Source organism: Paenibacillus sp. ALJ109b (assembly GCF_010747435.1).
GTDB classification, from domain to species: domain Bacteria; phylum Bacillota; class Bacilli; order Paenibacillales; family Paenibacillaceae; genus Paenibacillus; species Paenibacillus taichungensis.
In genome coordinates, this window is the sequence record NZ_JAAIFP010000026.1 from 24418 (window position 1) to 38946 (window position 14529).

A 14529-nucleotide genomic window follows, 5' to 3' on the forward strand; every position below is an offset into this window, starting at 1 on the left:
GACCTCGATTCACAAAAAAATTGAGGAGCACTCGCTCAGCGAATTTCCCAATATTTAACCACATACGGCCTCGCTTCAATTTGATACGATGATGTAGATCGTACTCCAATGAAGCGAGGCTTTTTGATGTGAATAATAGAATATTTAAACGTACCCGGCGCAATCTATGGAATGTTATTTTGTGCGGTGTACTAGCGATAGGATCAATCTCCATCGGTGAATCCACAGCTCAGGCAGCAACGACACAGCAGGTGTTCAAGGATACAACCTCCAGTTATGCCAAGGATGCCATTGCACATCTGGTTAAGGCGGGAATTGCTGCTGGAACCTCCGAGAATACGTTTGAACCCAAAAAGGCAGTCACTCGTGCTGAATTTGCAACATTTGCTGTGAGACTGCTAGGTTTGAAACCTGTTAAAAACAATATTAATCCTTATAACGATGTTAGCATGAACGCTTGGTACTACGGTAACGTTGCAGCCATGACCAATCTTTCCATACTTGAGGGCAAGAGTCAGGGCGTGTTCCAGCCAAACGCCTCCATTACTCGGGAAGAAGCGGCTGCATTACTGGTGAGGATGCTGAAACAATCCTCCAAATCAACGAATCTTCTGTCATCCACATATGATGATGCAGCTGAGATATCCGACTGGGCGCGTCCTTATGTGCAGACCGTATATCAACTTGGCTTGATGCACGGTAGTGATGGCAAGTTTCGACCGCATGACCAAGTGACCAGAGCAGAGGCAGCAGTGATGCTGGATGCTATTTTGCAAAAGAAAACCTGGTCAGATCAGCTGAAAAGCGAGGATCAGCTCGGTATTCAGTTAGGATGGCAATATAACGCCTCTACTGCTGAGTTTAAGAAACAAATCGAACAGACGGAAGCAAACACACTGGTTCCCCGTTGGTTCTTCCTGAATAGCAGCATGAAAGTCACAGATCTCACGGACACGTCGTTAGTATCATGGGCATCTGCTACAGACCGACAGGTATGGCCGTTGCTTGGCAATCGTTCGAACCCGGACCTTACCCACCAGATGTTATCGAGCTCAGCCAACCGGGCGTCAGTGATCTCACAGGTCACATCTTATGTGAAAACATATAAACTGGATGGCATTAACGTTGATTTCGAGAACGTACTGCCAGCTGATCGTGAAGGAATGACCGCATTTATTACTTCACTGACAACGGCTCTGCATGCGCTCGGTGCTGTTGTGTCTGTAGATGTATCACCCGATCTGGGGACAGACTGGACCGATGCATTTGATTATGCGCAATTGGGCGCCGTATCGGATTATATGGTACTGATGGGATATGAGGAGCACTGGAACGGTGATCCGCAAGCAGGGTCTGTGGCATCTCTTCCTTGGGTTGAAAGGGCTCTGGATACGATGCTCGCTGAGGTCGTTCGCGCCAAAGCAATTCTGGCTCTGCCTTTATATACACGGGATTGGTCTTCCGTTAATCCGGCAGCCAGTTCATGGGACATCACCTTGGCAGAGCAGGGCACTCGTGCACGAGCTTCAGGTTCCGTGAGACGATGGGATGCAGATCTGGTTCAATATGTCATCGGCTACAACAGTAATGGGACACCGAGATATATTTGGGCAGAGGATAGTCGTTCATTATCCGCGAAAGTAATGATGAGCGGAGAACGTAACATTGCCGGATTGGCCTACTGGTATATGGGCGGAGAGACGGCAGATGTATGGAATGCCATTTCGAATGCTTCACGATTTGAATCATATATTTTCTAAATTCCGGTATTATAACCCTTCCTAAAATCGACCCAAACGCACCGTTATTCTGACGGATGGTTTGGGTTGTTTTATTTTGGTAAAAGCTAAGTTGTAACGGATTACGTTTAATTTTAGTTGAACGGTGTAAATGGATAGAAGGATAGTGAACTGTCCAATAACATATAAGAGATAGAAGCATAGGAGGGAGATGGAGCATGCGAGAGTATGATTGCATTATTGTAGGTGGAGGTCTCGCAGGACTTCAGGCAGCCATTCAGATGGGACGTTACGCTTGCCATCGGGTGTTGGTAGTGGACGCAGGAGAAGGAAGATCAACGTTATGCCGAACCTATCATAATATTCTTGGTTTTCCTGAAGGAGTATCCGGTGAGGAGCTTCGCTCCAAAGGCAGAATGCAGGCAGAACAGACTGGAGTATCTTTTGAGAAAGACCGTATCATTAAGGCAGGACGCCGGGGAGAACAGATTCAATTGTTCGGCTCTTCAGGCTCTGAATATATGGCAAAAACAGTCTTACTGGCAACTGGACTAACGGACAGGATACCGGCCATTCCGGGATTAAGGCCTACGTTGGGACGAACAGTATATGTGTGCCCGGATTGCGATGGATATGAGATTCAGGATCAGCGCACGATATTGCTGGGTGCAGGCGAAGCCGGTGCAAACATGGCTATGGTTTTGATTCAACGTACCAATGAGTTGTTGTACATCAACCATGAGCAGTCGCCAATCTCCGCTGAGCTTCATCGAAGCATGAAAGAGGCAGGAGTTCGTTACCTTGAGGCCGCCGTCCAAGAAGTGCAACAGATGGAAGATGGCCATATTACGGGTGTATTGACGGAAGATGGACAGATTTATGAGTCAGAGCGTGGATTTGTCGCGTTTGGAGGAAATCGTGTACATTATGAACTGGCAGAGCAGCTTGGAGCCGTCATCGCGGATAATAAACACGTGGAAGCCAACCCGCGCAGCATGCAGGCCGCGCCTAATGTATGGATTGCCGGGGATCTGGGCCTTCACGCGGAACAAGCTACGGTTGCCATGGGCGAAGGTTCGATTGCAGCGATCTGGATTCACAAGGCATTGCAACAGATGAAAAAGGAAAACAAGGTGAATCAGATTTAAACGCATATTAAAAGATCGATTAAAATGCAGATGTTGACAGCCCCATTCATTAGAAAAACAATGTTAAAAGTCCCCCGACCGTCATGACTAAGGTTGGAGGACTTTTTGCGTTGCACGTAAACCGCTTCCATAAGGATGGTCTGAATTTATTTGCTGTTTGTATCGCGGGTCTCGGCCGTTTTGCCTTTGTGAGGATGGGTAATATTGTCTACGATTTCTCCTACGGCTTCTTCAATCATGTCAGTTGGGCCGGGATTGTCCGGATCTGGGTGCAGAATTGTATTAACACCAGGCTCAAGATCTTTGTTTTTTCGCTCTTTTTTATATTCATTCATGGAAAATCCCTCCTTATTCAGGTATGTTTAAGGTGTTCCTTAACATATCCAATCCTTGTAATCTATATGTAAACGATTAACCAATTGAATCAGATTGAAACGCTAAGTGTTAGGGGAGGAGTTCATCTGTTCAAAAAAATGACCATGCTCCTGTTACTTCTGATTTTATGTATGTGGACATATTGGAGAACGGATAGCGATGATCAGAATCCGTATCTGATTACCGACTACAGCCGCCTTCATCCGGTTAAGGTTGAGCGTGTAGTGGAAGGTCATGAAGAGCAGCAGCTCGTTGAACTGCTTCGGGACGCCCGAGAGCGGAATTTGACGATATCTATTGCCGGGCAGCGGCATAGTCAGGGAGGACACACCTATTATAAAGATGGCATTGTCATAGACATGACCTCGTATAACAAAGTGCTGGAAATCAATGCCGATGCCAAAAAGGTACGTGTGCAGGCTGGGGCGACCTGGGCTGACGTACAGCGAGCCATTAACCCTTATGGACTGGCGGTCAAAAATATGCAGTCCCAAAATATTTTCACCGTAGGCGGATCTATCAGTGTAAATGCACATGGTCGAGAGCTTCATCAGGGTTCCTTGATTGAAAGTGTTGATTCCTTTCATCTCTTGACAGCAGATGGTCAGATTCGGCAAGTGAGTCGCACGGAGAATGCCGAGCTTTTCCCGCTTGTACTCGGGGGTTACGGACTGTTTGGCGTGATTCTGGACGTTACGTTGACGTTAACGGATGACGAAGTCTATCGTCTCACAACTGAGCAGGTGCAGGTTAAGGACTACCCGTCTTATTTTCAAAAGAATATCCTGGGAGACCCGATGATGCGAATGCATCTGGCCCGAATTTCAGTTCAGCCCGGTGAAGGCTACTTTCGCGAGATGTACACATTGAATTATGCCTCTGATCCAACGGCTTCACTGGATGATTATAATCATCTGGATGAACGTGAAAAGGGCGTGCTTCCCAGCAAACTCCTGTTCAACCTAAATCGTGAATTCGAATGGGGGCGGGCCTGGTTTTGGCCGCTGCAGCAGCGGTACTTCGAGTCACAGGATGGCGAGAGGCTCAGCCGCAATAATGCCATGGCTTCTGCGTCTGCCTTCATGGAGTATCATCAGCCGGGTGAAAATGATCTGCTGCAGGAATATTTTATTCCGGTTGATGCCTTCCCCGCATTTGTTCAGGAGATGGGTGAGATTGTATCACAGGAGCAATTGGATCTGCTTAACATTACAGTCAGGTATGTGAAACATGATGAAGAAGCTGTGCTTTCCTATGCAACGCAGGATATGTTCGGTCTTGTCTGTTTATTTCACGCTTCATTGTCTGAGGAAGAACAAGGGAAGTTCAAGGACAGTATGCAGCAGCTGATAGATGCCGTCCTTCGATATAACGGAACATATTATCTGCCTTATGCAGGTTATGCAACTTCAGAGCAGTTCGAACAGGCCTATCCACGAAAGAATGAGTTTTTTGCAGCTAAAGAAAAGGTTGACCCCAATCATCTTTTTATGAACTATTTTATGGAGCAGTATGGAGGAAATCATCCATGAATATCAAGTGGCTTGTTCGATCTCAAAGTATTGTTACGCTCGCTTCGGGCATGATTTATCCGTATTATCTTTTGTTTCTCAAAAATCTGGGTAACAGCTTCTCCAAATATGGGCTTGCCTTTGCCGTATTTACAATCAGCTCGGCTGCTGCTTCACAATGGCTCGCTCCCCGGATGGATCGACACGCCAAGCAGTGGCTCATCGTAAGTTCGGTGGGGATGGCCGCAGCCATGATCGCCTTTCCTTGGGTCATATCCTACGTCTGGGTGCTGCTGCTGCAAATGATGATGGGGACATGCAATGCGATGCAGCGAATGAGTGAACGGGTGCTGCTCGCCGATTATACGGTGGCTGGGCAACGGGGCTCAGCTGTAGGTAACTATCATTTCTGGACATCCGCCGCGTCTGGATTTGCGGTTATTGTTGGCGGTGTGCTGATTGATTGGCTGACGATCGATGTATTATTTTATCTGAGTGCCATACTGTATATGTGGGGAGCTCTGGCAGTATGGCGATTACGCTGAGGAAGCAGTAGATGGATAAAGGATAGAAATGGTCTGATTAATCTCCAGCGAGAAGTTTATATTATAGATAACCTGGTATGATTAAGCATTTTGCTTACATTCCACAAAGTGAGTATTCTCAAGGAGGTTTTTCAGATGAATGAACAAAATCATGTTATCCATAAAGATGGCCAAGTTTCAACTGACAAAGTAGACAATGCGATTGATAAGATTGCGCCGGAGGAACGGGAACAGATTTTACAGAACTTTGATGCCTTTAAAGGATATCTGGGCAAACGAATTGCGATGGGAGAATCGATTGGACTGGGTGAGGAACAGATGGCCAAAATCGCCGAGAAAGTAGCCGACTATTTGGCAGCCCGGGAAGAGCCGCGTAACCGTGAAGAGAAGTTGCTGCAAGAACTGTGGAATGTCGGGAAAGAGGAAGAGCGCCATATGCTGGCTCATATGCTTGTACGTCTAGCACAAGGTTCAACCCCGAATCATTAAGATTGAGCTGAAACGAAAAGCTAAGCCAATAGAGACTCTGGATGCCATAGCATTCGGGGGTCTCTTTTTGATGACATCTATTGTAACTATTTTTCATCTGGCTGATACTTTTGCAGTGTGTACACCCAGTATGATAGGGAGAGTAGAAGAAAGATTAAATATTCATATGAGCGTTTGAAGAGAAAGCCTTCCGGTTAAGGAATAGTAACGTTCATAATAAGGAGAGATGCTGCCTATGAAGAACGCGGCGAAACAATGGAAATTACGAATGCTGGGTGCGGCTGTTGCATTGCTTGGCATGATTGTGCTTGCTACATATTTGCTTACACCAGCGAACGCTGAGGAGAGCAGGGACTCTGTACAGGCTTCTGCCAAAGAAGCGCAGGCTGCAAACTCTGAGATGTTTACTGCGTATGTGGATGATATACAGCATGAGGATGGTAAATTGTATTTAATTGTAGACAAGATTGGCTGGTACCAAGGGGCAGAGGCTGATAAAGTTTTTGAACAACGCAATCCAGACTCCGGTATAGATGGTGCTCCTGATGGTTATTATATTGTTAATGACAGCAAAGAGCAGGAAAAGGTAGAAGTAAGTGCTAATGCTGAAGTGTTGATGCAGTTGTATGATCGTGATGGTACAGTGTCGGGTACCAACATTCAATGGAATGAATCAGTGGCGCTCAGCAAATTCGAATCCTTGTATGAGAATACCAATATTCTCGATCTATCCGTATTCCCATATCACCTCACTGTGCAGGATGGCAAAGTGACCAAAATTGTACAGCAGTACATTCCATAACTTTAGATTAAAATGCAACGGTTAAGCATTCCTCCGGTTCCGTTGAACCGGCAGGGATGCTTTTTGGTTATGACAAATTCATGAAGGAGATTGTAATTCATGGTATGTACATGTATCATTATAGGAATGGTGTTTTTACATAGTTCAGGAGGCTTCTCATGCTTAAAGACATGATTGCGTTAACGAAACCCGGACTTTTGCGGCTGAATGTGTTTGCGGTAGCGGTAGGGTTCTGGGTCGCTTCAAAATGGGATATCTCGTGGATATCTCTGCTCATGGTGTTGATTGGATCAACCTTGGTCATCGCTTCGGCTTGTGTCATTAACAACTATTGGGATCGTGAATTGGATCAGAAGATGGAGCGTACCAAAAAAAGGATTGATTACATCAACCATCTCAGTCCAAAGTTTGTACTCGGGTATGGAATTGTTCTTGGTGTGGTTGGTTTTGCACTGCTGTACTTCCTGGTCAATCCGTTATCCGGTTGGATGGCACTGCTTGGATGGTTTGCTTATATCGTGATCTACACGATGTGGCTCAAACGCAGCTCGACCTGGAGTACGTCATTGGGTGGAATTGCGGGGGCGATGCCGCCTGTAATTGGTTATTGTGCGGTAACCAATCAGATTGATGCAGGTGCCTGGTTGCTGTTTGCGCTGTTATTTCTGTGGCAGCCACCTCACTTCTGGTCACTCGGGATTCGCAGAGTTGAAGAATATCGCGCAGCCGGTTTCCCACTGTTGCCAGTAGTCAAAGGTGTGAAGCGTACAAAGCTGCAGATGATTCCTTATGTATTTCTGTTGCTGCCTGCTGTATTTCTGTTGTATTATTACAACTACGTTGGCCTTGTATTCCTGCTTGTATCCGTCATTGGTGGCCTGATCTGGTTTGTCCATACACTAAGTGGATTGAAAACTCAGGATAATGAGAAGTGGGCCAAGGTTAACTTTCTGATCTCCGTCAATTATCTCATGGTTGTATTCATTGTAATGGTGGCAAACACAACCTGGTCCTGAGCAATTCATCACTTTTGTGAAATATTCGAATATGAAGACGCCGAGTTAGCTGGCATCTTACGAAAAAACACGCTGTAGAATAGGCTTGGACAACCTCTGGTTGTTCCGGCCATACTTCTCGGGGTGTTTTTTGCTATAATTATACTATGGAAAATGATTTTGGAAGAATGGGAAGTGGAGTAGATGAATGATTTACAGCAGGCTATCCTCTTGAGAACGGAGGGGAAAATGCAGGAGGCGATAGAGCTGCTGCAGGAACTGGCATTACAGGAACCGGACAATGCACAGGTTTGGTACCAGCTGGCTTGGGCTCATGATTCACTTGGACTGGAGCGTGCAGCGGTACCGCATTATGAGAAGGCTTTAAGTCTAGGGCTTCCAGTTGAGGACAGGATAGGTGCCATACTTGGACTTGGCAGCACATATCGGACTCTGGGGCAATACGAGCAGGCGAAGGCCTGGTTTGAAAAGGGGTTAAGTGAATTCCCGGAGAACCGGGAATTTGAAGTTTTTCTTGCCATGGTGCTCTACAATCTGGGCGAGCATGCGGAGGCAATGAAGCGGCTGCTGGTACAACTGGCCGATACATCAAAGGATAAGGGGATAACCGACTACAGCAGAGCCATCCGTTTCTATGCAGACCAACTGGATCGAGTATGGGATTAAGTGAGTCAACGGAGGACCGATTATAACGATGGAGCTAGCCATTCCTGTACCGCTTCAATGAAACGACGCGAAGCGGGGGACAGATTGGTGAGAGACGGGCAAGCGATGCCAATTGTACGATAAGGATCTCCAGTGAGTGGAACAAGAGCGAGTTCATTCGTATGGTGTTGAAGAACCATTTCAGGCAAAAGACTGATGCCAAGTCCGTTTCGAACCATCGCCATGATGGCCTGATCTTCGGCGACCTCATAGACCACATTTAGCTTGGCCGCATGCTGTCGGATCAACCGTTCGATCTCGTTATCACCGCCCCATTTAGGCAAAATAAAGGGCTGTTCCAGCAGTACATCAAATGAGACAGCCTTCTCCGTAGCGAGTGGATGTTCCAGAGGCAGGATGCACATCATCCTGTCTTTTTGTAATGGAATCGTCTCAAAAGGCGAAGACTCGCCAAGGGACAGAAAGCCAAGATCGATGGCACCTCCAGCCAGCCAGCCTTCAATTTCTGCGTAGTCCCCTTCCCATAGCTTAATTTCGATTCCGGGATGACCGAGGCGAAATTGCTTCAGGATGCCAGGCAGCCACTGCGTGGATACACTGGCGAATGTGCCAATACGAACGGTTCCAATCTCGGCGCCGCGAATCAACGAAATTTCCTGGTTCATCAGTTCCGTCCAACGCAGAATTTCACGAGTATAGCCCAGAATGCGTTCCCCTTCAGCAGTAAGTCGTACACCGGAGCGGCCTCGATTCAGCAGCGAAAAACCACACTCGGTCTCCAGACTGGCGATCGCATGACTGACCGCTGATTGGGTAATATTCAATGCTTCTGCTGCTTTGGTGAGGCTGCCGTATTCCACTACGGCATTCAAAATTTCGTATTTGACCAATGACATGAAAGATTCCGTTCCTCTCTTCATTTAATACATGAGTTCGTTTAATATATACCATTATAAATATTCATTTTTATAATGCAAAGAGATCGTTTATACTTGCCAAGGCGAGTTAGTTCGGACAGAGCCTCGGTTAGATTACAATACATAGAATGAAGGTAGAAGCAAGATGAACGGAGTACGTGCACCACAAGGTCAGGCATCAAGAAGAGCGGATTTGCAGATGCTGCTCGCAACGGTAATATGGGGATCATCCTATCTGTTTATGAAATCAGGACTGGAGTCCATGCAGGAATTGAATCTGGTCGCTTTCCGGTTTGGAATTGCCTTTATTGCGGCAGCTGTCCTTTTCCATCGGCGACTGTTCAGAATGGATCGAGGAACGCTTGCAGCAGGGGCTATTATGGGAACAGTGTTATTCGCGGCCTTTGTATTTATCACTTATGGAGTACAGCGCACAACGGCTTCCCAGGCAGGGTTTTTGATCAGTTTGGCAGTGATCTTTGTGCCCATCCTGACGACAATTCTGCATCGGCGAATGCCAGACTTGCGGTTAACGATAAGTATTCTCGTGGCGTTAATTGGGCTCGCATTGTTGACACTTCAACATGAGCTTAGCCTGCATATGGGGGATATCCTTTGCATTCTCGCAGCATTAATGTACGCGATCTACATTATGATTGCTGGCAAGTATACGCCGAAGCATGATCCACTAACGCTGGGGACGGTGCAACTGGGCGTTGCAGCCCTGTGGGGGCTGGCTGCTACATTTGTGCTGGAGACACCACGTTTACCTGACACACCTCAATCTTGGGCAGCCATTCTGGGTCTGGGAGTACTGTGCAGCGGCATTGGTTACATTTTGCAGACTCTTGCCCAGCGGCATGCTTCACCAACGAGAACGAGTCTGATCTTTTCGCTCGAACCGTTGTTTGCAGCAGCATTTGCATTTACCTTTCAAGGGGAGTCCCTTACACTGCAAGGGTATGCAGGTGCAGCACTGATGCTCATGGGTGTTCTGATTACAGAGATCAAAGTCCCCTTTCCGGTATTCTGGCGCAGAAAGCGGACAGCATTACAGACCGAACTGGGAGATCAGGGAGCACCGGGCGTATAATTTTGAAATAAAGCAAGAGTTCTTCCATCAACTTCATTGTGAAGGTGGTGGAGGAACTTTTTTTGTTATTTATTCGAGAAATTTTCAGAATCTATAGCAAATCCTCAACCTAACAAAATGAAAATTTTCATAACTTGTTTTGTTGAATCTCTTTTTTATGCTACACTAAATGAAAAATAAAGGAAAAACGGGTGAGAAAGATGGCCAAAAGAGTAACCATGCAGCAAATTGCCGATGCTGCGGGGGTATCCAAATTCGCAGTCTCTCGTGCGTTGACCGGCAAACCTGGTGTCAGTGAACATACCCGGCAGATGATTGTTAGGACGGCAGGACAGCTCGGATATTTCAAAGCGGAACCGAAACGTTATCTAGTGGAAACCCCTGCTGAACAGGAGATGAAGATAGATAGACAGGGGACTATTCTGATCTTGTTTCCTAACATTCGTTCGCAGAATCGTTCCTCCCTGTACTGGGGACCCATCTTTGACGGAATATCTGCACGCCTGAATGAGAAGGGCATGGATATCCTGACCTTGACGGAACCTTCCTCGGATCGCATGTTTTCGGTGCTTAATCCCGAAGCCATCAGCGGAATTATTACCGTTGGTTCCATCTCCACATCCGTATTGCTTGAGATTTATCGACTGCATATTCCACTTGTGATGGTTGATCATGAAGATCCGGCAATTCATGGAGACACGATATTTACAGATAACATGAAATGTATGCAGGAACTGGTGCAGATGCTCGTTGGAAAGGGCTACAGACGGCTACAGTTTGCTGGCGAATTACCTGATGCAGCCAGTTTCAGAGAGCGATGGCTCGGCTATCGTTCAGTACTGGAAGAGATGCAGATGCAGATGCAGGTCTCGCAGCAAGCAGATTTGCTGGGACCTGATCTGGATCATATTCGGGGATCGATTGTCGCCATGAAGACGGAAGACATCCCCGAAGTCATGGTATGTGCCAACGACCACATGGCCGCTGTTGTGATTGGTGCACTCCAAAGCAGGGGCATCGAGGTGCCGGAGCGCTGTGCAGTAACCGGATTCGATAATACCCGTACAGAAGAGCCTATTCTTGCTACGGTGCATATCGATAAGGAGAATCTGGGCAGACGTGCGGTGGACCAGTTATTGTGGCGTATGGAACATCCGGACGGGCCTTTTGAAAGAAAACTGATCTATTCGGAATTAATTATTCGTGATGAGTACAATGCTAGTTTAACGTGAAGCTAACGAACGTGAATTTAGAAATGATAAAAATAACATACGCCATTACGCTATAAACTTGGGGTGAAAAGACATGGAGAGTTTGCTTCATGTCTTTTTTTGTTATCGGATATGTTTTTTTATAATAATCCACAAAACAGATTGACTGAATCGAGTATATCGTGTTAATTTTGTTTTGTAAGTTATTTGATTATTTAATAACAAAACCTAACAAACTGTTTTTTTAAACTACTTCAATAACGGAGGCTGTCATGAGCAAAATACAATCGCAGACTTTTCAGAATTGGACATTCAAGGCTTGTGAGGATCAGGAATGGATGCCGGCTCACGTACCCGGCTGTGTGCATACGGATTTGCTGAAACTGGGTAAAATACCGGACCCTTTCTATGGAACTAACGAAAAAGAAATTCAATGGGTCGATAAGAAAGACTGGGAATATCGCACGGAATTTGATGTGAATGAAGCACTGCTGTCGCAGCAGCATCTGGAGCTGGTCTTTGATGGTCTGGATACATATGCAGATGTTTATGTTAATGAACAACATCTGTTGTCGGCAGACAATATGTTCCGGGTGTGGACAGTCGACGTGAAATCTGTTGTAAAGGCAAGCGGCAACGTTCTCCGAATACGTTTTCGTTCCCCGATCAATGAAGATCTGCCGAAGCTGGAGAAGCTTGGATATGCCCTGCCTGCATCGAATGATCAATCTGACGTGGGGGGACTAGGCGATAAAAGAGTGAGTATTTTTGCACGAAAAGCCCCGTATCACTATGGTTGGGACTGGGGTCCACGTTTTGTAACCAGCGGAATCTGGCGTGAAGCACGCCTTGAAGGATGGACAGACGTACGAATTAATGATGTATTCATTCAACAAAATGAAGTAACCGCTGCTTCCGCTTCCCTCACTGCGATCGTGGAAGTAGAGACTTCACAATCTATAGAAACGGTTATTCGAGTAGGAACGGATGAACAGAGTTGGGAGCAGGTTGTAACCCTGAAACCGGGCGTCCAAACTGTGGAGGTTCCAATTTCTATGGTTGAGCCTAAGTTGTGGTGGAGCCGTGGATTGGGTGACCCACATATGTATTCTTTCCATACGGAAGTGATCCAGGGTGAACAGGCTGTGGCTGAGTCTACAGTCAAAACGGGTATTCGGTCCATTCGTCTGGTTCGTGACAAAGATGAAGCGGGAGCATCCTTTTATTTTGAGTTAAACGGAGTTGCTGTCTTTGCCAAAGGTGCGAACCACATTCCCAATGACAGCTTCATAACAGAAGTGACACGTGAGCGCTATCTGCATGAGATTGTATCTGCTGCCGAGTCGAACATGAATATGCTCCGTGTATGGGGTGGTGGCTTCTATGAAGAAGACGTATTCTACGAGTTGTGTGACGAATATGGTTTGCTCGTATGGCAGGACTTTATGTTTGCTTGCAGCATGTATCCTGGAGACGAGGCTTTCCTGGACAGTGTGAAGCATGAGGCGATTGATAATGTGAAACGTCTGCGTAATCATCCAAGCATCGTGCTGTGGTGTGGTAATAACGAGATTGATTCAGCGTGGGCACATTACATTGAGGATGGCGGCTGGGGTTGGAAAAAAGATTACAACGCGGAGCAAAGAGAACGCATTTGGGCGGATTACGAAGCTATTTTCCATGATCTTTTGCCTGAAGTGGTTGAAGCCTATGCTCCTGGTGTGGATTATTGGCCTTCTTCACCACTGGTATCACTGTCGGGAGACGAGAAACAGCATGCTCACCCATCCACATCTGAAGGGGATATCCACTATTGGGGTGTGTGGCATAATGTGGAGCCCTTTGAGAACTACAATGTTCATGTTGGACGCTTCATGAGTGAGTATGGCTTCCAGTCCTTCCCTGAGTATGATTCGGTTCGCAAGTATGCGGAGGAAGAGGATCTGGCATTGGAGTCTGAAGTCATGCTGGCGCATCAGAAGAACGGGGCAGGTAATCGTCTGATCAAACAATACATGGATATGTACATGCATGAACCGAAAGATTTCCCATCCTTCCTCTATATGAGCCAAGTGCTTCAGGCTGAGGCGATGAAAACAGCCATTGAGGCTCACCGTCGTCGTAAACCGTTCTGTATGGGAACGCTCTACTGGCAGATGAACGATTGCTGGCCGGTGGCTTCATGGGCGGGGATGGATTACTTTGGACGCTGGAAAGCATTACAATATTACGCGAAACGCAGCTTCAGCGATATCTTGGTATCAGTAGATGGTACGAAGGATGACGTGACGGATATTTATTTGGTCTCGGATCAGCTTGAACCTGTGAAAGGCAAACTCCAGGTACGCCTGATTGGCTTTGATGGCACAGTATATCGTGAGGAAGAGCATGAAGTCGCTCTGGCATCCAACTCTGGTCAACAGGTGCTGTCATTGAGCCAGGCGGAATGGCTGGAAGGCCGCGATGCTGCAGCAACATTGTTGCGTATTGATCTGAAGCAGGATGGGGTAGCCGACATCGTACAGGAGCATTATTTTGCACCATCCAAGGACATTGCACTGCAACCAGCGCAAATTAAAGTAACTGAAGTTATCGAGAATGATGGCGTGCATCTGGTTTTGGAAAGTGATGTGCTTGCAAAACAAGTATGGATTTCTACTGAGGCAGAAGGGGTGTTCTCGGACAATTTCTTCGACCTCATTCCTGGCATTCCGGTGAAGGTCAAGTTTACATCCAGAGAGGAATTGCAAAGATCTGATGGTGCTGTCTCCAAGGCGGGGGCCATCCAGGTTCGTTCTATGGCTGACTTTATCAAATTGTAATTATAGACGAAGCAGCAAAATCGTTGAGATCTCCTATAGGGGATTTCGACGATTTTTTATTTTCCAGTGCTAAAAGGGAAATGGACTACAAAGTTATGAACAAGATTGTTATAATTGATAATCATTATCAATTATAAGTGAGTTCTTTGTCACAATGGTTGGGCATTGGGCGTGTTATATCGCTTAGGAAAGGAA

At 46.5% G+C, this 14529-nt stretch carries 13 protein-coding genes; 11 read left to right on the forward strand and 2 right to left on the reverse strand.

The window, feature by feature from the left end; genetic code table 11:
• Nucleotides 1-128 precede the first annotated feature (128 nt).
• Together G3352_RS23180 and G3352_RS23185 are read left to right on the forward strand one after the other, a co-directional pair.
• Entirely contained in the window at nt 129-1760 is a 1632-nt protein-coding gene (locus G3352_RS23180) for an S-layer homology domain-containing protein (protein ID WP_345940796.1), read from the forward strand.
• Nucleotides 1761-1957: 197 nt separating this feature from the next.
• Nucleotides 1958-2887, forward strand: coding sequence for an NAD(P)/FAD-dependent oxidoreductase (locus tag G3352_RS23185; protein ID WP_163760444.1), 930 nt, complete (start codon nt 1958-1960; stop codon nt 2885-2887).
• 146 nt (nt 2888-3033) lie between these two features.
• Here G3352_RS23185 and G3352_RS23190 read toward each other — a convergent pair whose 3' ends face one another.
• Nucleotides 3034-3222, reverse strand: a complete 189-nt coding sequence (locus tag G3352_RS23190; RefSeq protein WP_099852957.1) for a hypothetical protein — start codon at nt 3220-3222, stop codon at nt 3034-3036.
• Nucleotides 3223-3393: 171 nt separating this feature from the next.
• On the opposite strand from G3352_RS23190, the gene G3352_RS23195 reads away from it, so the two are divergent.
• The 6 genes from G3352_RS23195 (at nt 3394) to G3352_RS23220 (ending at nt 8291) form a co-directional block, all read left to right on the forward strand.
• Complete coding sequence (locus G3352_RS23195; protein ID WP_240343192.1) at nt 3394-4794, forward strand: FAD-binding oxidoreductase; 1401 nt, start codon at nt 3394-3396, stop codon at nt 4792-4794.
• Nucleotides 4791-5318 (forward strand): MFS transporter, encoded by a 528-nt coding sequence (locus tag G3352_RS23200; RefSeq protein WP_163760448.1) that lies wholly within the window; start codon nt 4791-4793, stop codon nt 5316-5318. The genes G3352_RS23195 and G3352_RS23200 overlap by 4 nt, the downstream gene beginning before the upstream one ends.
• Before the next feature lie 135 nt (nt 5319-5453).
• Complete coding sequence (locus G3352_RS23205) at nt 5454-5807, forward strand: DUF3243 domain-containing protein (RefSeq protein WP_072732493.1); 354 nt, start codon at nt 5454-5456, stop codon at nt 5805-5807.
• Nucleotides 5808-6042: 235 nt separating this feature from the next.
• The gene (locus tag G3352_RS23210; RefSeq protein ID WP_163760450.1) at nt 6043-6609 is read left to right on the forward strand and encodes a hypothetical protein; all 567 of its coding nucleotides are present in this window, start codon (nt 6043-6045) and stop codon (nt 6607-6609) included.
• Nucleotides 6610-6767: 158 nt separating this feature from the next.
• Nucleotides 6768-7625 (forward strand): heme o synthase, encoded by an 858-nt coding sequence (gene cyoE, locus G3352_RS23215; protein ID WP_163760452.1) that lies wholly within the window; start codon nt 6768-6770, stop codon nt 7623-7625.
• 183 nt (nt 7626-7808) lie between these two features.
• The gene (locus tag G3352_RS23220) at nt 7809-8291 is read left to right on the forward strand and encodes a tetratricopeptide repeat protein (protein WP_163760454.1); all 483 of its coding nucleotides are present in this window, start codon (nt 7809-7811) and stop codon (nt 8289-8291) included.
• Nucleotides 8292-8311: 20 nt separating this feature from the next.
• Here G3352_RS23220 and G3352_RS23225 read toward each other — a convergent pair whose 3' ends face one another.
• A complete protein-coding gene (locus tag G3352_RS23225; RefSeq protein ID WP_163760456.1) occupies nt 8312-9187 on the reverse strand; it encodes a LysR family transcriptional regulator in 876 nt (291 codons plus the stop codon).
• A gap of 166 nt (nt 9188-9353) precedes the next feature.
• On the opposite strand from G3352_RS23225, the gene G3352_RS23230 reads away from it, so the two are divergent.
• The 3 genes from G3352_RS23230 to G3352_RS23240 all read left to right on the forward strand — a co-directional run bounded on the left by G3352_RS23230 (nt 9354) and on the right by G3352_RS23240 (nt 14334).
• Entirely contained in the window at nt 9354-10301 is a 948-nt protein-coding gene (locus tag G3352_RS23230) for a DMT family transporter (protein WP_163760458.1), read from the forward strand.
• A gap of 200 nt (nt 10302-10501) precedes the next feature.
• Nucleotides 10502-11533, forward strand: coding sequence for a LacI family DNA-binding transcriptional regulator (locus G3352_RS23235; RefSeq protein WP_163760460.1), 1032 nt, complete (start codon nt 10502-10504; stop codon nt 11531-11533).
• Between the two features lie 251 nt (nt 11534-11784).
• The gene (locus G3352_RS23240) at nt 11785-14334 is read left to right on the forward strand and encodes a beta-mannosidase (protein WP_163760462.1); all 2550 of its coding nucleotides are present in this window, start codon (nt 11785-11787) and stop codon (nt 14332-14334) included.
• Nucleotides 14335-14529 lie beyond the last annotated feature (195 nt).

Excerpts from the sequence above, each read along its gene's own strand:
- G3352_RS23190 (WP_099852957.1), bottom strand. The coding sequence starts at position 3,222 with ATGAATGAATATAAAAAAGAGCGAAAAAACAAAGATCTTGAGCCTGGT.
- G3352_RS23205 (WP_072732493.1), top strand. The coding sequence starts at position 5,454 with ATGAATGAACAAAATCATGTTATCCATAAAGATGGCCAAGTTTCAACT.
- G3352_RS23200 (WP_163760448.1), top strand. The coding sequence starts at position 4,791 with ATGAATATCAAGTGGCTTGTTCGATCTCAAAGTATTGTTACGCTCGCT.
- G3352_RS23210 (WP_163760450.1), top strand. The coding sequence starts at position 6,043 with ATGAAGAACGCGGCGAAACAATGGAAATTACGAATGCTGGGTGCGGCT.
- G3352_RS23225 (WP_163760456.1), bottom strand. The coding sequence starts at position 9,187 with ATGTCATTGGTCAAATACGAAATTTTGAATGCCGTAGTGGAATACGGC.
- G3352_RS23235 (WP_163760460.1), top strand. The coding sequence starts at position 10,502 with ATGGCCAAAAGAGTAACCATGCAGCAAATTGCCGATGCTGCGGGGGTA.
- cyoE (WP_163760452.1), top strand. The coding sequence starts at position 6,768 with ATGCTTAAAGACATGATTGCGTTAACGAAACCCGGACTTTTGCGGCTG.
- G3352_RS23220 (WP_163760454.1), top strand. The coding sequence starts at position 7,809 with ATGAATGATTTACAGCAGGCTATCCTCTTGAGAACGGAGGGGAAAATG.
- G3352_RS23195 (WP_240343192.1), top strand. The coding sequence starts at position 3,394 with ATGTGGACATATTGGAGAACGGATAGCGATGATCAGAATCCGTATCTG.
- G3352_RS23185 (WP_163760444.1), top strand. The coding sequence starts at position 1,958 with ATGCGAGAGTATGATTGCATTATTGTAGGTGGAGGTCTCGCAGGACTT.
- G3352_RS23230 (WP_163760458.1), top strand. The coding sequence starts at position 9,354 with ATGAACGGAGTACGTGCACCACAAGGTCAGGCATCAAGAAGAGCGGAT.
- G3352_RS23240 (WP_163760462.1), top strand. The coding sequence starts at position 11,785 with ATGAGCAAAATACAATCGCAGACTTTTCAGAATTGGACATTCAAGGCT.